This is a genomic window from Acinetobacter sp. YH12063, assembly GCF_013419715.1.
GTDB lineage: Bacteria > Pseudomonadota > Gammaproteobacteria > Pseudomonadales > Moraxellaceae > Acinetobacter > Acinetobacter amyesii.
Map to the genome: position 1 here is coordinate 53,255 of NZ_VOZO01000005.1, position 19,057 is coordinate 72,311.

The 19,057-nt window shown below is 39.8% G+C and carries 18 protein-coding genes and 1 pseudogene; 9 read left to right on the forward strand and 10 right to left on the reverse strand.

The window, feature by feature from the left end; genetic code table 11:
* Positions 1 to 206: 206 nt before the first annotated feature.
* From FTU12_RS06480 to FTU12_RS06495, 4 genes are all read left to right on the forward strand, one after another.
* Entirely contained in the window at positions 207 to 761 is a 555-nt protein-coding gene (locus tag FTU12_RS06480) for a thermonuclease family protein (protein WP_078193824.1), read from the forward strand.
* Between the two features lie 139 nt (positions 762 to 900).
* Positions 901 to 1,674 (forward strand): DUF805 domain-containing protein, encoded by a 774-nt coding sequence (locus tag FTU12_RS06485; RefSeq protein WP_180059602.1) that lies wholly within the window; start codon positions 901 to 903, stop codon positions 1,672 to 1,674.
* A gap of 190 nt (positions 1,675 to 1,864) precedes the next feature.
* Positions 1,865 to 2,311 carry a MarR family winged helix-turn-helix transcriptional regulator gene (locus FTU12_RS06490; RefSeq protein ID WP_180114001.1) on the forward strand — a complete coding sequence of 149 codons (447 nt, stop codon included), beginning with the start codon at positions 1,865 to 1,867 and terminating at the stop codon, positions 2,309 to 2,311.
* A complete protein-coding gene (locus FTU12_RS06495) occupies positions 2,295 to 3,494 on the forward strand; it encodes an MFS transporter (protein WP_180114002.1) in 1,200 nt (399 codons plus the stop codon). Before FTU12_RS06490 ends, FTU12_RS06495 begins: the two co-directional genes overlap by 17 nt.
* 7 nt (positions 3,495 to 3,501) lie before the next feature.
* On the opposite strand, the gene FTU12_RS06500 is transcribed toward FTU12_RS06495, so the two are convergent.
* Positions 3,502 to 4,488 (reverse strand): GlxA family transcriptional regulator, encoded by a 987-nt coding sequence (locus FTU12_RS06500; protein WP_180114003.1) that lies wholly within the window; start codon positions 4,486 to 4,488, stop codon positions 3,502 to 3,504.
* A 122-nt stretch (positions 4,489 to 4,610) separates the two neighbouring features.
* Between FTU12_RS06500 and FTU12_RS06505 the strand changes: the two genes are divergently transcribed.
* Positions 4,611 to 6,398 carry an acyl-CoA dehydrogenase gene (locus tag FTU12_RS06505; protein WP_180114004.1) on the forward strand — a complete coding sequence of 596 codons (1,788 nt, stop codon included), beginning with the start codon at positions 4,611 to 4,613 and terminating at the stop codon, positions 6,396 to 6,398.
* A gap of 156 nt (positions 6,399 to 6,554) precedes the next feature.
* On the opposite strand, the pseudogene FTU12_RS06510 reads toward FTU12_RS06505, so the two are convergent.
* The 6 genes and pseudogenes from FTU12_RS06510 to FTU12_RS06535 all read right to left on the reverse strand — a co-directional run.
* Positions 6,555 to 6,989 (reverse strand): annotated as a pseudogene (locus FTU12_RS06510) (nitroreductase family protein); the annotation flags it as partial.
* 42 nt (positions 6,990 to 7,031) lie between these two features.
* Positions 7,032 to 8,870 (reverse strand): ATP-binding protein, encoded by a 1,839-nt coding sequence (locus tag FTU12_RS06515; RefSeq protein WP_257227293.1) that lies wholly within the window; start codon positions 8,868 to 8,870, stop codon positions 7,032 to 7,034.
* A gap of 53 nt (positions 8,871 to 8,923) precedes the next feature.
* The gene (locus FTU12_RS06520; RefSeq protein WP_078188703.1) at positions 8,924 to 9,607 is read right to left on the reverse strand and encodes a response regulator transcription factor; all 684 of its coding nucleotides are present in this window, start codon (positions 9,605 to 9,607) and stop codon (positions 8,924 to 8,926) included.
* 226 nt (positions 9,608 to 9,833) lie between these two features.
* Complete coding sequence (locus FTU12_RS06525) at positions 9,834 to 10,613, reverse strand: glutathione S-transferase N-terminal domain-containing protein (RefSeq protein ID WP_180114006.1); 780 nt, start codon at positions 10,611 to 10,613, stop codon at positions 9,834 to 9,836.
* Positions 10,614 to 10,759: 146 nt separating this feature from the next.
* On the reverse strand, positions 10,760 to 11,272 hold the full coding sequence (rraA, locus tag FTU12_RS06530; RefSeq protein ID WP_168377554.1) for a ribonuclease E activity regulator RraA: 513 nt from the start codon (positions 11,270 to 11,272) through the stop codon (positions 10,760 to 10,762).
* Between the two features lie 10 nt (positions 11,273 to 11,282).
* Complete coding sequence (locus tag FTU12_RS06535) at positions 11,283 to 11,948, reverse strand: NAD(P)H-binding protein (protein ID WP_180114007.1); 666 nt, start codon at positions 11,946 to 11,948, stop codon at positions 11,283 to 11,285.
* Between the two features lie 215 nt (positions 11,949 to 12,163).
* Here FTU12_RS06535 and rpsT point away from each other — a divergent pair, with 215 nt between their 5' ends.
* On the forward strand, positions 12,164 to 12,430 hold the full coding sequence (gene rpsT / locus FTU12_RS06540; RefSeq protein WP_078188707.1) for a 30S ribosomal protein S20: 267 nt from the start codon (positions 12,164 to 12,166) through the stop codon (positions 12,428 to 12,430).
* Between the two features lie 104 nt (positions 12,431 to 12,534).
* Here the strand turns inward: rpsT and FTU12_RS06545 are convergent, their stop codons facing one another.
* A complete protein-coding gene (locus FTU12_RS06545; protein WP_180114008.1) occupies positions 12,535 to 15,129 on the reverse strand; it encodes a M66 family metalloprotease in 2,595 nt (864 codons plus the stop codon).
* Between the two features lie 444 nt (positions 15,130 to 15,573).
* Between FTU12_RS06545 and FTU12_RS06550 the strand changes: the two genes are divergently transcribed.
* On the forward strand, positions 15,574 to 16,017 hold the full coding sequence (locus tag FTU12_RS06550) for a hypothetical protein (RefSeq protein ID WP_180066534.1): 444 nt from the start codon (positions 15,574 to 15,576) through the stop codon (positions 16,015 to 16,017).
* A gap of 88 nt (positions 16,018 to 16,105) precedes the next feature.
* Here FTU12_RS06550 and FTU12_RS06555 read toward each other — a convergent pair whose 3' ends face one another.
* Entirely contained in the window at positions 16,106 to 16,849 is a 744-nt protein-coding gene (locus tag FTU12_RS06555) for a histidine phosphatase family protein (RefSeq protein WP_078188709.1), read from the reverse strand.
* Positions 16,850 to 16,918: 69 nt separating this feature from the next.
* Positions 16,919 to 17,770, reverse strand: coding sequence for a 3'(2'),5'-bisphosphate nucleotidase CysQ (locus FTU12_RS06560; RefSeq protein WP_180021720.1), 852 nt, complete (start codon positions 17,768 to 17,770; stop codon positions 16,919 to 16,921).
* A 13-nt stretch (positions 17,771 to 17,783) separates the two neighbouring features.
* Here FTU12_RS06560 and FTU12_RS06565 point away from each other — a divergent pair, with 13 nt between their 5' ends.
* Complete coding sequence (locus FTU12_RS06565) at positions 17,784 to 18,485, forward strand: HAD-IA family hydrolase (RefSeq protein WP_180007774.1); 702 nt, start codon at positions 17,784 to 17,786, stop codon at positions 18,483 to 18,485.
* Complete coding sequence (locus FTU12_RS06570; protein WP_180007773.1) at positions 18,478 to 18,918, forward strand: RNA-binding S4 domain-containing protein; 441 nt, start codon at positions 18,478 to 18,480, stop codon at positions 18,916 to 18,918. The genes FTU12_RS06565 and FTU12_RS06570 overlap by 8 nt, the downstream gene beginning before the upstream one ends.
* Positions 18,919 to 19,057: the final 139 nt, after the last annotated feature.

Here is a 19,057-nt window from a genome sequence, read left to right on the forward strand (position 1 = left end):
ATAGGACACCACTTTACTTAGGCTATTTGCATGTATTTAGATAGAGTTTTGCGTGATGAAACTTGCTGTATATTTATAGATCAAATGCTGATTATTTAAGGTATTTTTAACTGACCGTCGGTTTGTTCGACAGCCATATATCATGAGTTCTTATAAAATCTAAACTCCTGTTTTTATGCGATATGACCTCGTTCATATCATTGTGTATGCTTTCAAATCTCTCCGCGAATTGGCTCATGGCTTTAGGTGCAGTACTGTGCCTGATCACAGTCTATGTTCTTTATAAAGTCACCATTTTCTTAAAGGATTTTTTCCAACCTTTTAAGAAAGGAAAATCTTACCTCTGTCGTGTATCTGATATTAGTGATGGCGACACCCTCACCTGCTATCGGATGAATCTAAGACGTTCTAAAACCAAACTTCGCTTTGCTTATGTGGATGCGCCAGAATCGACACAAGCCTACGGTAAAGAGTCCGCTCGACTGATCAAATCCATGGTTTACAAGAAATTTGTTCGCGTAAAAATCACTGATGTAGACCGTTATGGCCGCTGCGTTGGGGTTATTTATCGCTATCGTAAATGCATGAATGAAGAAATGGTAAAACGTGGTGCTGCGTGGGTTTACGAAGAATACATCCGTGACCAAAAGCATTTGCACTATATGATGAATTTACAAAGCAAAGCACGTAAACAAAAGAAAGGTTTGTGGAAAGCCAGTCGTCCAATGCGCCCTAAAGAGTATCGTAAATTACATAAATAACAGACCACATTACAGCATGGCTAAGGAATATTTGACGACTTAGCCATGTCTAATATTTGACCTTTTTTTACTTCGCTATACAATAATGCTGCCCTTTTGGGCATAGAAAATAAATTAGATAATTAAAATTGGAATAATAATGACTGAACTTACTTCAAGCGAATTGAATCCGTTTCAACAAGATCAAAATATTCAGCCTCAAATTCAAAAAGCCGATCATCCCCTGTCTCCTGAGGGACGTTTTGGCCGCATGTCTTATTTAGCGTGGTTATTTATCATTAGTATGATTTATACCTGCCTATTGGGCATCAGCGTCGCGCTGGGTCTTTTTGCATTTTTCAATTCAGCAGAACGTAGTATTGATGCACTTTTTAATTCATTCTTAGGACTCAGTGCGATCGCTCTGATTGTCGTTTCTATTGTTGCAATGTTTGTCGCAATGATCTGCATTACGATTCGTCGTTTACATGATCTAAATAAAAGCGGTTGGCTCTGTTTAATTTTTCTCATCCCACTGGTCGGAACCATCTTTAGCATTTATGTGATGGCTTCAAAAGGCACTGAAGGTGAAAATAAATATGGCATAAAACGTCCAACGGAACAAACAGAGAAAGTTATTGGGTCATTGTATCTAATCCTGATGATTGTTTATTTATTGGTCATGATCCCATTGATGTTCAATATGCAAAGTATGATGAACAATTTAGAACAAGCGCAATTACAAGAACAAGCGATGATGTCTGATAGTGAACCTGAATTAACGGATGAACAAATTGCGGCTTATTTAGAGCAAGCTGAATCAGAAGGTGAAGAACTTGCTTATGCAGATGGTGAAAGTGTAGAAATTTCAGAAAATGCAGACAGTTCAGCGGAAGATGCTGCAATTGCAGCTGCAGAAGCTTCTGTAGAATAAACACGTATTGTTTAAGGTATCAATTCAATGATATACATTGAACGATAAGCTTTAAATGAAATGTTATGCAAAAAAACCTGTGTGCGCACAGGTTTTTTTATACCTGTTTTTTATGCTTTGAGTTGTTCACTTGAATTCAAAATAAATAAGGCATAAAGTTGCGATAATTTAGTTACCCTAGTTAACTATCATGAATTCCACATTAGGTTTCCGCTCTTCACTTCTACGCTGTGCGCGTTTGATGAGTGATGAAATCAACACGATTTTATTGCCCTATCAATTGAACTATTCGCTTTGGCAAGTCATGTTTGTCATCCGTGAAAAAACCGCTTGTACATCTATTGAAATGGCTGAATATTTAAACGTATCCAAGCCATCCATCACTAAGCGTGTCAAAATTCTTGCGCAGATGGATATTTTGAGTCATGTACAAACTAACGATAAACGTCAAAAGAAAATGATGCTCAGCGAGACTGGACGTGAGTTATTTCAGCAATGTGCAAAAGACATTGATGCCTTTGAGCAGCGCCTGATCGCGCCATTAGCTAGCCAAGATATCCAACATTCCATTCAAATTTTACACCGTCTCATGCAAGAACTTGAACAAAGCACTGTAGGTGATGATCATGCAAGATAAAGCACCACTTTGGACTCGAAATTTTATTTTAGTCAGCGCCATTAACTTCCAATTGGTTTTAATCTTTTATCTCTTGGTTGTGGTGATCGTGGGCTATGCGGTGGCTGAATTGGGTGCGACTACAGCCCAAGCAGGTTTAGTTTCAGGCTTGTTCATTGTCGGCACATTGGTCGGGCGTTTATTGGTGAGTAAGTTCCTAGAACGTTTTGGTCGTAAAACAACACTGATCGTTGGTTTAATTGGCTTTTTAGTCTTTTCTGGTTTTTACTTCATTCAGTTTGGTGTAGGCATATTGCTATTCATACGCTTTATGCATGGCTTTATGATGGGTATTGCATCAACAGTGCTGGGTACCTTAATTGCCCAAATCTTACCAGCGACACGTCGCGGTGAAGGCATTGGCTACTACAGCATGAGTAGTACGTTAGGTACGGCTATTGGGCCATTTCTTGCCATTTGGATGATGTTACATATTGGTTATCATGCGATTTTTATCGTTTCTACGATTATCGCATTGAGCTGCCTATTGGTTGCCTTGTTGATTCAAGTGCCCGATTTACCCAAAATCAATAAACCCCTCGATACTGTTGAAGCCGTCAAAAAAACAAGTTGGATTGCTCAATTTGTAGAGCCTAAAGCATTACCTATATCATTCATCATGCTTTTCGCTTCAATCTGCTATTCAGGTGTTTTATCTTTCATTAACTTCTACGCCAAAGAAATCGATTTAGTTGAAACAGCATCATTTTTCTTTTTAATGTATGCCATTGCGATTTTAATTTCTCGCCCATTTACTGGCCCGTTGATGGACCGTAAAGGTGAAAATGTAGTGATCTACCCTGCTTTTGTGATTATGGGCGTGGCATTGGTATTACTCAGCATCACTCAGAGTTCATGGATGCTTTTACTTTGTGCAGGCCTACTTGGACTCGGTTATGGCAATATTCAGTCGGTCTGCCAAACAGTTGCGGTAAAAAGTGCGCCGCTTGAACGTATGGGCTTTGCCACTTCGACTTTCTTTATCTTTTTGGATGCCGGCTTAGGCTTTGGACCATACTTTATCGGTAAATTGCTCGACCATATTGGCTACTCACAATTGTATTTGTATAGCGCATTTGCTGCCTTTGCATGTATTGGTGCCTACTATATTTTACATGGTCGTTATACTGTTCGAACTGCTTAAACTATAGCTAAACATCAAATCGTCGGCTGAAACGTCGACGATATTCTAAGGGGCTCAGCCCCGTTTTTTTTTGAAATAACCGTCGAAATGAGCTTGGGTCACTATAGCCGACCTCTCGCATAATCAGATCTAATGCGTGTCCCGTTTCTTCTAAACGCTTTCGTGCAGCTTCTATCCGTATTGATTGTAAGTATTGATTGGGAGGAATATCCAAAGCCGTTTTAAAATGTCGAATCAATGTCCTCGTTGTCACATTAAACTGCGCCGCAAGTTCATCTAAGACTATATTTTCATGATAATGCTGTTCCAACCAATCTTGAACTTTTTGCACTAAACCATCCTGATGCGGTTTAGATATTTTCAATAATGAATAGGACAACTGACTATCACGACGATAATCCAATACAAATGATTTTGCCGTGTGGATTGCCGTTTCAAAACCATAAAAACGTTCGATTAGGTGCAGTCCCAAATCAAACCATGCTAAGCCCCCGCCTGCACAGTAAATATTTTGGTCATGGCTAATGAGCTGATCTGCATTCAGTCTTACCAAAGGATAGCGTTCACGAAACATTTGCTGAAAGCCCCAATGCGTCGTTGCCTGCTTACCATCTAAAAGCCCTGCTTCTGCCAGAAAAAAATTACCCGTACAATTTCCTGCGATCAGTCCGCTTTGTAATTGACGAGTTTTTAATAACTCGATTAGTGCTGAATTTTGCGCTAAAACATCTAAAATCGCCGCGCCTATCGTTGGAACAATGATGATATCTGCATCTGTTATTTCAGAAAATGCTAAATCTGCATAAAGCTTGATGCCATTAATACATTGCACAGCTTGACCATGTTGTGAGGCAATTTTAACCTGAAATAGCCTCTGCACATTCTGTTTTTGGATCCGGTTCCAACTGACCCCCGCCATTGCAAATAAATCAATGACCCCAGTAATCGCGGAAGCTAAAGCGCCATCAAATGCTAAAATTATGATTTTCTTCATTTAAAGTTCAAATTATCAAAATGTCATTTTTGACTTATTAAGTGTCATTATTGACAATTCTATATCTAAAAATCAACTGCTAGGCTTAAGCCATAAAATTCGACCCGATTAGAGATTGATCAATGGCGCAGTTAATCAATGACAAAGATTTAAATTTTTTGCTATTTGACGTGTTTAAAGCGCAAGACTTAACGCATTACCCACGTTTTGCTGAGCATGATGCTGAAACCTTCAAAAGCATCCTAGAAACTGCACAAGGTATTGCTCAAGACTTTTTTGCACCCCATAACGCAACAGCCGATCAAAATGAACCAACCTTTGATGGTCAACAGGTTAATACCATTGCTGAAGTCAAAACGGCATGGAAGCAATTTGCAGATGCCGGCTTGCTTTGTGCGCAGCATGATTATGATGCAGGCGGTATGCAACTTCCGACTTTGATCAACATGGCTGCAAATGCTTATTTCATGTCAGCAAATCCTTCATCAGTGGCTTATTCATTTTTAACCGCTGCGGCTGCAAATGTAATTCAAGCTTTCGGTACGACTGAACAAAAAGATAGGTTTGTACCGCATATGTTCAGTGGTCGCTTTGCTGGAACGATGGCCATGACTGAACCTGATGTGGGTTCATCTTTGGGTGATTTGACCACAAAAGCCATACCACAAGCCGATGGTACTTACCTTATCAAAGGCCAAAAGATGTTTATTTCAGGGGGTGACCAAGACATCACTGAAAATATCGTGCATTTGGTCCTTGCTCGCATCCAAGATGCACCTCAGGGCGTGAAAGGTATATCGCTGTTTATTGTTCCGAAGTTTAAAACCCTAAGCGATGGTTCACTTGCAGATGCCAATGACGTACAACTGGCTGGCTTATTGCATAAAATGGGCTACCGAGGTACAACATCGACAGTACTGAGCTTTGGTGAAAAAGATCAATGTACTGGCTATCTGATTGGTGAAGCAGGTGCTGGTCTTAAATATATGTTTAAGATGATGAATGAAGCACGAGTCGGTGTCGGCTTAGGTGCAGCCATGATTGGATACCGTGGCTATTTAGAGTCACTCGAATATGCCAAAAACCGTCCACAAGGTCGCTTAGTATCAGATAAAAATCCTACCTCAAAACCTGTCAATATTATTCAACATACAGATGTTAAACGGATGCTTTTGGCACAAAAATCCTATGTGGAAGGCGCACTCGCATTATGCCTATTTGCTGCACGATTAATTGATGAACATCAAGCCGCTAACAATGAAGACAGCGCGTTGTTATTAGATTTGATTATCCCTGTCGTCAAATCATTCCCTTCCGCCTATGGACCAAAAGCCAATGATTTAGCCATCCAAGTTTTAGGTGGTGCGGGCTATACCCGTGAGTATCCGCTTGAACAATACTATCGCGACAACCGCTTAAATCCGATCCATGAAGGCACATTTGGCATTCAGTCTTTGGATTTGTTGGGTCGTAAGCTTTGGCAGCACAACAGTAAAGGTTTGATGCTGTTATTACAACGTATGCAAAATACAATTGATCAAGCTCAACATCCAAAAACTCAGGCGCTTGCAGCAATTTTTTCAGCGCATTTAAACACGGTGAAGAAAACCACACAAAGTTTGGGACAAGTCCTCGCCCAAGGTCGTGTCGATCAGGCACTGGGTAATTCTGCCTTGTATCTAGACATGATGGGCAAAGTCATCATTTCATGGCTATGGCTTGAAATGGCTAATCAAGCTCTTGTGAAATTTGAACATTCAGATTTAGCTGAAGATCAACAATTCTTAGCCGGTAAATTACAAGCCGCGCAATATTTTATCCGCTGGGAATTACCTGAAATAGAGCACCAAGCCAAGTTATTGCTAGAACTTGATGATACTTGCCTCAACATGCAAGAAAGTTGGTTCTAGCCACCCGTTTAGCTCAGTCCTCAATGGGCTAATCTGGACAAGGTTTTCACGGATGAAAATCTTGTCCAACCCTATCTATTTCAATAAAAACTGCTATAAAAATAGGAACTTATTTTTCGTTCCTTTTTTATCAAAATTGAGTGCTATACGCTGCAATTATTGGAAGATTTTAAACCGAGCTGCATCATCCATATAACCTTTTTCTTTCGCTTCACCTTCCACTGAACCAAAAACCAATTGAGCACGAAGTTTCCAATGCGCAGGAATGTCCCATTCAGCATGCACTTGTTCATCCACAATTGGGTTGTAATGCTGTAGTGATGCGCCTAAACCTTCGGTATGCAACGCAGTCCAAGTTGCAAATTGGGCAATGGCAGTTGAGTGTTCTGCCCAAATTGGAAAGTTTTCTGCATAAGAAGGAAACTGTGCTTGTAGAGCACTGACCACATCCAAATCTTCAAAGAACAGAACCGTACCCAAACCTGCTGCAAAACTTGCCATTTTCGCCGTGGTCTTCGCAGCACTTTCTTCATCTTTTGCATAAGATTTTAATTTGTCAGCGACTAAGCCCCAAAATTTTTCGCTTTCACCAGTAGAGTCTGTTGATATTTAATTATGCTCATCTAGAGATATTTATGCAGCTGATTTTAAATTAATTTCTGTATGAATAATCGTGCAGCCTTGCTGAGAATGAATTTTGAAATTCCCACCTATCCGTTCTACACGCATTTTCATACTTCGCATGCCGATACTCATGCCATGATTTGAAACACTCTCAACATCAAAACCTACGCCATCATCTTCAATGGTTAATAACAATGCGCCATTCTCGAACTGTGACAGCGTTACATTGACATGATTAGCTTGGCTATGTTTCACAATATTGGTCAGGCTTTCTTCAATCACTCGTATTAAAGTCAGACACTGAATTGCCGTTGGTTTGATCGCCCACTGCGAAGGAATACACCATTTGGCATTCATTTCAACTTCATCCATTAACTGACTAAAGCGATGTCGAACAGGTGCGATCCAGAGCAAAGGTGAATCTGGCACTTTGCTGTCCAAAGATGATCCACTATCAATAATTTGCCTTAAATCATCGCGCAGTAATTTCAACATCGACAAGAACTGTCTGTTTGGAATATTACTTTCACATTGGTCAACCAAAATCATCGAGCGCACAATAGATGCGCCCAGACCATCATGCAGATCATGTGATAATTTAATCCGTTCCTGTAAGCGTACATTACTCAGTTCAAGCTGATGTTTATCATTCAAGCTACTGCATAATTCATCACTGACTTTCTGAACTTCAAATGCCAAATCATCATTATATTTTTCAATTTTCTGTATATTCCGATTGAGTCTCGCCCCCAAGATCACCACGATAAATAAGGTAATAATCGGTGAGGTAAATGGAGATAACGGTGTAAAACCATGTTTTGGAAAGAGGGCCAGTACTGTGATGTCTACAATGACCATCACAATAATCGCAGTCAAACAAAGTGCTAATAAAGTATAATCCCTTCTTCTTTCTTTAAAACTAATCCAGCAAAGATAAATGTAAGTGATAAAAAAGAGGCTGCAATATAATAAGAAAATGAGGCTCGAAATTTCCGCATTTTGTTCAAATGGCCAAATACACACTACACCAATCAGAGATGCTGTCAGCATGGTAAATGACAGCTCAATGCGAGGAAATTTACGCCCAAGAAAGCGCAAAATATAGATGCTAAAACATTGAAAGTACAGCATTGCAAATATCAAATTAGCTTTGGTGGAAAAAACCGAATTTGGATATGGAAAGGTTTCAGTGGTCAGGGCATTACTGAGAAATAAAATCCACAGCACTGTTGAAAGCGCAAACCAGCCAAAACTGGTATCACGAGGACGCATCAACCAAATGATAAAGCAAATTAGACCCAAGACCCCAGAAAGAAAAATATTTAACTGTAATATGGTCCGACGTGTAAATGTTGTTTTTTCGGCTTGCTCTACCGTTGCCATTACATTGTTAAATACTACTGGGCCCAAGCCAGCATTTAAACTCGAGTAGCCATAAACATAGATCAAGGTTTCATTATGATCATGCTTGATTCCACTTATCGGTAAAATCCAATAGCGTGCAACATTCCAACTTTTAGAGACCGGTTCTTGAAGATTTTTATTGGTCCACAGCAAGTCGCCATTCAGAAAGACTGAACCCGTATTAATAATGTAATCAACATATAGTGCGATGGGTTCTGCCAAACGCGCATTATTTTTACAGTACCAAGACCAGTCTAATTTATACCAAGCACCACCTTGATAACCCTCCCAGTCTTTATCTTCTTTCCAACGGTCAGGTAATTGCGTGGTTTTCCATCCCGTTCTGGGTAATTCTTGATTGGATGGTGTCTTCACCCGTGAAATGCTATTCACAGTTACATTACATTGATCATTTACAGGGAAAACTTGCTCTGCATGACTCAAGCTCCCCCATACTAAACAGAGGATAAATAAGAAAAAATATCCTCCTTTACGCATTATAGAATACCCATAGATCTTGCTGTACTCACGGCTTTGGTACGTTTCGTTACGGCTAATTTGCGATAAATATGTTTAATATGGCTTTCTACCGTATAGCGTGAAACAAAAAGCTGTTCAGCAATCTCACGGTTACTCAAACCTTGAGCAACCAAACATAAAATTTCTTTTTCACGACTGGTCAAGAGGTTCAAGTCTGCTTCATCGGCGACTGTTTGTTCTGGACTTGGCGCTTCGGCTTCGGATATTTGTTTAAGGATTTCTCGTGCAATAAATGGGTCAATCGGCGCCCCACCACGTAAAATACTCCGAATAGATAAAAGTACTTCAGCATCATCACGTTCTTTTAATACATAGCCCGTTGCACCTGCTTTAATTGCGGCAAATAAGCTTTCTTGTGTACTCCATGCAGAGACAACCAAGATCATGGTATTACTTTCGAGGGAACGTATTTTTTCAATAATTTCGATACCACTACCATCAGGCAAACCTAAGTCAACTAAGGCTAAGGATATCGGTTGGGTCTCTACGGCTTGAATAGATTCTTTAACATTTTTGGTGAAGATAAGCTCTTCACGCTTATAACCCAGCTCTGTCAAAATTTGACGTAAACGTAATTGAATAATTTCCTCATCTTCAACGACGAGCACCGGTACGGGTAGTATGACTTCTTGTGGTGACATGATTTACTTCCCCCGAAAAAATGAAATGTCTTTTACATTAATGAGTTTAATCCTTTTAGGATATCCCTATAATTAAGTAAATTTCTTATTTTTTAACAATTTATTCTAATTCAATTGATGCAGCTATGATGCATTTTTCTTCTAATTTTAAATCCATTTAACATTACAATATGTGTATAGCCATCAGTCTGACTATACACTGCACTTAGCTTAAACTTGAGTGTGATTAGCTCAAATATTGCTTCTTCAGATATTTTACAATTTTTTCAGATTCAAAAAGTTCTACACCAGTATTAGGATCTTTCAAATATGGCACTTGAATATTGTTCCCCATGATTTTTAACACTTGTTCACGCTTGCCACCTTTCAGGGGTACATATTTACCAGGTCTTAAGCGCATTACCGCTAATCCCTGATCTTGCCAACGTTCCTTAGCCACATTATGAAAGATATATGCCAATTCCATTTCAGACAATGCGCTACGTACGATACGTGTATATGGACTCGCTTCAAAACCCCATAGTTCTAAGAGTTGACTTGGAGCATCACGATGAATGACTTTACGGTGCACCCACACGCCTTGAGCCCCATTAATTAAGGTTCCAACATAGGCAACATACGGAATTTTAGGATAATTGGCATATTTCTTAGGAGTCTGACCTGTTTTGCCATAATGTTTAAATAGATGATGAATTATTTGCTGAGATTCGTACAAACGATCCCCAGTATTGTCATCCACCAAGAAAGGGAATTGCTGTTTTCCACCTAATTTCTGTACCTCTAAACGGTACTTTTTAGCCCCTTTGGGACATGGGTAAACCTCATAATCCAAATTAAGTGTGGTCAAAACTTCACGCACACGACGGCAATACGGAGAACCTTCAAATTCGTACAGTTTAAGGGCTTTTTCAGGTTGTTTGGGATAAGGCGTCCCATTTGTACCACGTCCTCCCTCTGCTACGCCTGAGAGCAACGCTTGCGCCACTTTTAATTGATGCAACAACATACATTCTTCCTTTCTTCTTTTATTTCGTATTTTTATACAACAGCCGAGAGTCCTCAGCTGAAGTTTGTATTTTCTTTTTCACATTTATATCGTCGTATATAAGTAAGCAATGCCCACTCATTCCATGACTAAAAACTCAAACACACTTATAGAACAACCAATTGCTCTTTTGAAACAACAATGCCGTTATTGTCAGCATAAATAAAATCACCCGACTGAATGTTTACACCACCAAAACTTAATGGAATATCTGTTTCACCCACGCCTTTGCGGTTACTTTTTTGTGGAATCGCAGCCAAAGCATGCACACCTAAATCAAGTTCGGCAATCGCATCAACATCACGCACGCAGCCGTAAATAATGACGCCATTCCAATGATTGTTAACTGCAGATTCAGCAATCATATCACCCATCAAGGCACAGCGCATCGACGCACCACCATCCACAACCAATACTTTACCCGTACCATCGGTTGCCAATAATTCTTTAACACGAGAGTTATCTTCAAAACATTTGACCGTCATCACCTGACCGCCAAAACTTTTTCGTGCACCATAACTTTGAAAGAACTTACCATCCAACGACGGGATCACCACTTGTAATTCTTTATCTGGATGATCATCAAGTAAATCACAGGTGACGAATGGAACTGTAGACACGGTATTTCCCTCATTTAATTGTTAGTATGCGTAAATTATCATAAATCTCGAACTTTTCAGTCTGAGTTTGTGCCGCCTCGACCATAGTATGAGCCACTTGCTGTGCTGTCACTGGCTTAAATTTAAAACGGTCAGGTACAAAATGCGAAAAGCGCATATAAAGTTTCTGTGTCGCATCTTCTAAACGCCGAGATTCATGACGCTCGCCAAGTAACAGCGAAGGCTTTAATATCGAAAGTTGATTTAACTTTAAGGTTTTTAAATAATATTCCAATTCCCCTTTGACTCGATTATAAAAAAATGCGGAATTGGCGTCAGCGCCCATAGCACTGACAATGATCAATTGTGTATCTGTATATTCTAATAATTCAGCAAAATGCGCATTGATGCTAAAATCGATATGATAAAAATGATCTTTAGACCCTGCTTTTTTAATGGTCGAACCTAAACAACTAAAGGCATGACTATAATCTCTCACATCATCCTGAGTCAGAGAAAGAAAGTCACTGATCACCATTTGTTGAACTTTTGCCAGTCCATTCAGTTCATGGTCACGCTGACGTACCACAGCAGTAATATTCTTACATCTTGCATTTTGACTGAGCTGACGAACCAGTTCCCGCCCGACCAATCCTGTTGCCCCAATGACAATTGCATTCTCTATACTTTTAGTCATTTTTCATACAATCTCAATAACTTTAGACTAATCTAACGTTTTCTTTAAAATTTTTCTGCATCTAAAATGTTGTCAAAGCATGTCAAGACTTGACTTAAGCGCTTAGTTTAATCACAATATGGCACTTGTTTACGGGCTGGTGATAGTTCTTCTGATGTTGGTTTTCAGATGTAATTTCAGCCCGCCCAGACCAATCTATTTCAAGGAGTGCACGAGTGGCAAACTCTGCTCAAGCAAAAAAACGTGCTCGTCAAAACGTTAAAGCACGTCAACACAACGCAAGCTTACGTTCTATGGTTCGTACTTATCTTAAACGCACAGTAGCTGCTATTGCTGCTGGTGATTATGCTGTCGCTACAGAAGCTTACAAAAAAGCTGTTCCTGTAATTGACCGTATGGCTGATAAAGGCATCATCCATAAAAACAAAGCTGCTCGTCATAAGAGCCGTTTAAATGCACAAGTTAAAGCTTTAGCTAACTAATTTGTTGCGATAAAAAAAGCCCTTTTTAGGGCTTTTTTTGTACCTATCGATTTTTAAAGGCAAAAAAATAAGGTCCAATAAGGACCTTATTTTCTATTTACAGATTATTTATTAATCAGTTTCATATTCGTCGCTGATAAATATGTCCATAATAAGTTTTGGCTTGCTGTCAAATTTGTCCAACGTTGATTGCCACCATGGGTACAGCTATATCGAATTAAATCCGCACGGTTATTTTGCAAACGTCCCGTATTTAAATCCATACATTGACCACTTTGACGAATCGTTGTAGTCGCAGGGTCCATGGTCCAAATTTGGTTGGTTTGGTTTAACACGCAACGTTCTAGCGTCACTTTAGCTGAACCACCGTTGCCTGTAATACATTGATCTGGATTTGACTTACTGTGTATACGACCAATGGCATCATATACCCACTGTTCAGTATCATCCGCCGTACAACCGCTTGGGCCACTGATGTATAAATTTAATGTTCCATCAGTTAAGGTTTCAGATTTCAAACAGTTGTTACCATTTTTGATCAATGTCGCCTGATCAAACAAACCTTCCTGAGATACTGAAAGCTTTGTCATAAATGCGTCGAGTGCGCTTTGTGCCTCAGGAACTTGATTGTTTAGGTCTTGTGCATACACATTCATCCAACGATTTAGTCGGTATGCTGTGTTTTGTTGCGACTCATAACGGGTTAATTGCTGACGCGCCACACTATTCATCAATGACTTGTCATTTTTATATGACTCATACAGCATTTTTTCAGTTGGATTAAGAGCAACAACAGCATTTGCAGCTTGCGCTTCCAAAGCACTTTCTAATTGAGGAAGTTCGATAGCACGCAAAGCACTAAAACCATGCTGACGTCCAATTTTGACGGCCGGCTTGATCGCTGTGCTGTAAACTGGAATATCAATATTTGCTAATAATTTGGCTTCTTCACCTGCTTTTTTACAGTATAAATTGACCTTCTGTGGTTGATCTGCCAAAGCTAAATTGACATGCAGTTTATTGGCATTACTGCCTAATCGTGCAGGTGCTAAAGCAATATTGTTGACTTTATTCGTGAATTGCACATTCAACCAACATGCCGCTTGGTCTAAGGTAGTATTGGCAGCATTTAAGTCATACACATTACCCCAGTTTGAACGTGCAGCAGGATACAACAAACCAACTTGATTGACTGGATCATAGCCCCCTAAAATGGTAATTACGGGCTGACCAAAGACCCGTGGTCGTGGATAATTTTGATCTGCGTTATACCAAACCGGAGCCGTAGAATTTGGCATCTTCGGTTGAGCGACTTCCATTTCACGAGTGGTTTTATTCCACTTTTTGTAACCGGTAGGTGATGTTTCATCCCAGACATAACGGTCAAAGTGCGGTTGAATTTTCAGGAATGTGCTGTAACCCGTATAGTGTGTGTAGCGTGATACATTACTATCAGGATACCCGCCGGACATGGCATCTTTTCCGTACGGAAACAAATTTTTAAAATTTGGGATACCATTCGCTCCATCCCACTTCCATGTCGCCGTCCATGATAGATTTCCGCGCATCATATTGCGATTGGCAATATAACCCCATCCACTGTCCGCATGATGTGCAGCCCAAAATAGATTGTCACCTACCTGACCAGGGTAATGTCCTAAACCATAATGATGGCCAATTTCATGGCTAAATTCATTCCCTACAGAATCATAAAGCGTGAGCATGCCATTACCACCACTCAGTCCATGAGTATGCACACCATTGGCATAGTTCCCCTTCGTATGATGGACAACTACTGTTTGGGTTAATTGTGGCTGACTTTGGTTGGCCATAGATGCACTGGTAATACCCCAGTTAGCAAGGTTTATACCAACACTAAAGGTTGATTTACCGACATCCTCACGCATGTCTCCTGCATAAACACCACCATCTCCGGCACTTTTACTGTCATAAATAACACCTGAAGATACCATTGCACGTGTTAACTGAATATCATCATATTGTGCAACCGTCATTTCTGCTGCAGGAATGGTTTGGAAATAATCTGTGCCCGCTTTTTCAGGCTCTAGTAGCATATAGTGGCCGGTAGAATTTGGCTTATCTGCCAACATACCAACACGGATATTATTTAAAACCAATTCACCTGGTGCAGCAAAATCGATTTTATCCTCAGCCAATTCACCGCTGACTTTATTTGCGTCAATAAATTTTAATCTTAGACCGGGTTTAACTTCATCCCAATTGAGTTTCGTGGTCCACGCGCGTTTACTGTACCAAACATCTGGACGACCTCTTTGCCCACTCTGGTCTGAAATAGGCATGTGCGTTGGATCATCCAATGTCGCGGTACGAACTAAACGATTGTTTTGATAGATTTCTACTTTGAGTTGCTTGATGTTTTGCATATCAAGTGTTGGCGTCACGATAAGCAGCGCTTCTTTTTCACTGGTTAACCGTGGCATTTTCTTGGCTTCGTTCGCATTCGGGTCAACGACATGACTTTGACCAAATTGAACTTGCGCGGAAAAGCTACCGACTAAATCATTACGTATTTCACGAACAGCATCATTGGCATCGTAGTCATAAAAACCAATGCTTGTTTCATCGACTATATCTTGGGTCGGTTCTGGATAACTGGCAGATGATGCAGTGCCACTTGAACTATCACCACCACCTCCGCCACCACAAGCAACTAACATTAATGACACAATACAAATTGATAATTTGTTATATGAAAAACCTATCACACTTTTCACTACTATTCCCCAATTAGCCACAAAAAAATCCAATTAAGAGACTTACATAAAATATATAAATCAATAAGTTACAACAAATATAATGCTATTTTCTTTTTATTAATCATTCAATTGCCGCGTTTTGTCACTTATTAACAATTCAAATTAAATCTAAATATTTAGTATTGGCTGAATCACGATTGCTGTGACAGGTACTTCACTTATCAACTAAAATTAAGGTGTAGTCCTTTAAATACAATCGTATATTCCCGACAAAAATTGTCAGGATATTTTTAGAAACTTTGTAAATAAAAATTTTTAGAAATGGTTTAATCCCATATATTTTTTATGGTATTTTAATTTTCATCCTAGGCAGCCATTGCTGTACAAATGAAAAGAGGGATAAAAATGTCGATTAACCAATTTTTGCCATCATTAGAAAAATTTGCAGAAGCAGAAAATCAATATATTGAATATTTTACATCGAAAGGTGAAAAAGACATTTTAGGTAAAGTCATTTCAAATATGAAATCGACCGCTGAGATTCAAGCCTCTCAAGGCGTAGACTCATGGTTAGCATATGGCGTGTACTTACCAGCTGTAGAACGTATTTTTGCACTGCATCAAGGGGAAACAGAAGCTGAATTTTTTGAACGCACACAATATCCAGTTGAAATCGTACAAGCGTATAGCATTAAAGATCATGACATTGCCACATTGATTGCCGCAGACAAATACAGTCGAATCCACCAACAACATCTCCCTGTCAATACTAGCCGCTGGCCTTATAGTGACGACGGTTCAAGTATTGATTTAAATCAGTATCCTGCACGAATTAAAGCCAATATTTAATCTTTTATTTAATGAAATATTGAAGCAGATAAAAAAGGCATCCCGTACATGGATGCCTTTTTTAAATATTTTGTATGCGCAAAAATACTTAGAGTTGCTGCTCAGCCTGCTGAAATTCACGAATATTTAATTCATTTAGTTCTCCACGCCAAATCCATTTCAGTTTTGACTCAAGGAATACATCTCCTTCAAACCAAACAAATAAACCTTCCATCATTTTCGGCCAGTCTTCGCGTGTCACGATATTTTTACCTGAAATAATGGCAAGAATTGCAGCCAAAATCGTATCATGACTCACCGCTAGACTCAGACCATAATCATTGGTTGGATGAGTGTTGTAAATCAACTCCAAAACATCTACCACCCCATGAATGGGCTGTTTCATACCCGGCAAAGCATTATTCACAAAACTATTGATAAAGCCTAAAGCACCTTGCTTTTGAAAGTATGGTCCTGCTTTTTTAATATCGAGCACAAAACTTCCCGGCTCGACCAATAATCCTTGTTCAATGATCTCGATATGGTGGGTATTCGGTTCAATCGTGACATTATCTGCACCTTGAATCATCAATGCCGCCGTATCCACACAGCGCTGAATTGGACTCGAAATACAGTGCTGAATAACACGATCGGTATTTTCAACCAAATAGCTGCCCCACGCTTCGGCTAAATCACGTCCTTGATGGGTCAGTTGCAAGTCATAACCGGCCAAGCCTTGTCCTTGTACAACTTCACGAATGGAATGACGTGTAAACAATGTTACAGGCGTCTTTTCATCCGGCAATAAGTCTATTGCTTTCAGCATACTAGGAGGGAGCAAATCTAGGGCCATAATTGACAGTTCTTAAATGCAGGAGATTTAACGGAGTGTGCTGACACTATAGCATGAACCCGATTTAGCTCAAGTTTTGTCAGGCATGTTTGCCAAAGCATTTAAGGCCAATTCTTTCATTTCGGCATTTTTAAATGCAATAAATCCACCATTTAATAAAGTCGTGCGTTGGTTATATAGAAATGCGCGACCTTTAAAATCAACCAAACCACCACCAATACGCTCGATTAAACATTGTCCAGCGCTCGTATCCCATTCACAAGTCGGATGAAAACGCGGATAAATATCCACTCGATCTTCTAACATCATACAAAACTTATATGCACTACCAGCATGGTAGGCCTGAAAAGGAGTGAGTTTTTCTAAAGCGTCTAGATAGTCCGTATAAATCGGCTTATTTTTGGCACTTTGACTCAAGCCAACGTGTACGACACTCTCTGCAGAGGTTTGAACATATTCATACCATGCAGTGGACTGGCTATCATATTTCAGCGGCAGTCCCGCAAAGGGGCAAATATATACGCTATATTCCCCCGGGATCGCCAATATGGCAAAAGTGGTATTGGCCCCATCTACCAAACTCAGATTAATGGTAAATTCAGGTCTTTTATGTAAAAACTCTTTGGTACCATCCAAGGGATCAAGCAGCCAAAATTTTTGCCATTGCATACGCTCAGACTTATCACCTTCTTCTGACAATACAGGCAAGTTAGAAACTTTGGATAATGCTTGGGTAATATAGCTATTTGCACGATAGTCCGCCTGCGTTACCGGTGAATCATCACTTTTACGTTCCACATCAAAATCCGCACCTGAGCAATAACGCTGATATTCTTCTCGCAAAATTTCGCAAGCTTGTGTCACAATGGGAACCAACTGCAAAATCAGTGGGTCTTGCGGTGCTGTTGTTGTTTTAAACATAGAATACCTTTATATGCCAAATTACTCAGAAAAGCCGACGATCATTTTTGATATGGACGGTACTTTACTCGATCTTGCTTATGATGATTTCATTTGGAATGAGCTGCTGCCAATTCGTTATGCTGAACAGCATCAATGCTCACTCGAACAAAGCAAGCAAACGCTATTTAGTTTTTATCAACAGCATAATCATACCCTAAAATGGTACTCATCTCGCTTTTGGACGTCACAAGTTGGCGTTGATGTTTTGGCAATGCAAATAGAACAAAAAGCCAAAGTGGCTAAACGCGAAGGCTGCATTAAGCTGCTTACCTATCTAAAAGAAAATGGCTATCCTATTTGGCTTGCGACCAATGCCGACTTTGCAGGCTTACAATTCAAACTCGAAGAAACCGGTCTTCGTGATTATTTTGATGTTATCGTCAGTTCAGAAACTCTCGGTCATGCCAAAGAGTTTATTGAGTTTTGGCAAATATTAGCAAGCAAACACCCCTTCTATGCAAAAAACTGTTACTTCATTGATGACACAGAAAAAGTGCTCAATGGTGCAAAACTTTTTGGGATTGAACAGCTCTATTCGATTCAGCAACCTTCATCTGCCAAAGCGCCTCGCGAGACTTGCAATTACCCAATGCTGTCCGCATTAACAGATTTAATCCCTATTTTAGAAGCTCAAACGACTGAGCAAGCCGAGGAACAGAAAAAATATGCGTAAATCAAATCTATCCGAAGATGCGGTTGGTATGCGTATAGACAAATGGTTGTGGGCTGCACGTTTTTTTAAAACACGCTCTATTGCCAAAAATGCTATTGAAGGCGGTAAAGTTCATCATAATGGCGAACGCGTTAAAGTCTCTCGTGAAGTTCGTGTAGGCATGGAATTAACCATTGCACAAGGCCTTGAGAAAAAAACCGTGGTGGTGAAAGCACTGTCGGATGTTCGTGGGCCTGCCCCAACCGCTCAGCTGCTTTATGATGAAACTGAGGTCAGTATTGCAAAACGGGAATTGCTCGCATCCCAAAGAAAGTTGCATAATCTAGCTCGGCCAGATCATCGACCAAGTAAAAAAGATCGTCGAGATATTGGTAAATTTAAAAGAGAAAATGATCAACAGTTTGACCAGCAATGGTCTTATAATGATGATTAAGTTAAAAGCGTCACAACATGTCGCACCTGTTGTGATTTTCATAGAACAAAAGGATGATTTCTGTCACTATACCCTCGTGGAACAGATTTAAACTGAATACATCCACTTGAGTATATTGTTTCGTGACATCGTATTGAGG

What these genes read in the sequence shown, in the direction of transcription:
- FTU12_RS06480 (WP_078193824.1), top strand. Translation starts at nt 207, where the DNA reads ATGCTTTCAAATCTCTCCGCGAATTGGCTCATGGCTTTAGGTGCAGTA.
- FTU12_RS06485 (WP_180059602.1), top strand. Translation starts at nt 901, where the DNA reads ATGACTGAACTTACTTCAAGCGAATTGAATCCGTTTCAACAAGATCAA.
- FTU12_RS06490 (WP_180114001.1), top strand. Translation starts at nt 1,865, where the DNA reads ATGAATTCCACATTAGGTTTCCGCTCTTCACTTCTACGCTGTGCGCGT.
- FTU12_RS06495 (WP_180114002.1), top strand. Translation starts at nt 2,295, where the DNA reads ATGATCATGCAAGATAAAGCACCACTTTGGACTCGAAATTTTATTTTA.
- FTU12_RS06500 (WP_180114003.1), bottom strand. Translation starts at nt 4,488, where the DNA reads ATGAAGAAAATCATAATTTTAGCATTTGATGGCGCTTTAGCTTCCGCG.
- FTU12_RS06505 (WP_180114004.1), top strand. Translation starts at nt 4,611, where the DNA reads ATGGCGCAGTTAATCAATGACAAAGATTTAAATTTTTTGCTATTTGAC.
- FTU12_RS06520 (WP_078188703.1), bottom strand. Translation starts at nt 9,607, where the DNA reads ATGTCACCACAAGAAGTCATACTACCCGTACCGGTGCTCGTCGTTGAA.
- FTU12_RS06525 (WP_180114006.1), bottom strand. Translation starts at nt 10,613, where the DNA reads ATGTTGTTGCATCAATTAAAAGTGGCGCAAGCGTTGCTCTCAGGCGTA.
- FTU12_RS06535 (WP_180114007.1), bottom strand. Translation starts at nt 11,948, where the DNA reads ATGACTAAAAGTATAGAGAATGCAATTGTCATTGGGGCAACAGGATTG.
- FTU12_RS06545 (WP_180114008.1), bottom strand. Translation starts at nt 15,129, where the DNA reads ATGTTAGTTGCTTGTGGTGGCGGAGGTGGTGGTGATAGTTCAAGTGGC.
- FTU12_RS06550 (WP_180066534.1), top strand. Translation starts at nt 15,574, where the DNA reads ATGTCGATTAACCAATTTTTGCCATCATTAGAAAAATTTGCAGAAGCA.
- FTU12_RS06555 (WP_078188709.1), bottom strand. Translation starts at nt 16,849, where the DNA reads ATGGCCCTAGATTTGCTCCCTCCTAGTATGCTGAAAGCAATAGACTTA.
- FTU12_RS06560 (WP_180021720.1), bottom strand. Translation starts at nt 17,770, where the DNA reads ATGTTTAAAACAACAACAGCACCGCAAGACCCACTGATTTTGCAGTTG.
- FTU12_RS06565 (WP_180007774.1), top strand. Translation starts at nt 17,784, where the DNA reads ATGCCAAATTACTCAGAAAAGCCGACGATCATTTTTGATATGGACGGT.
- FTU12_RS06570 (WP_180007773.1), top strand. Translation starts at nt 18,478, where the DNA reads ATGCGTAAATCAAATCTATCCGAAGATGCGGTTGGTATGCGTATAGAC.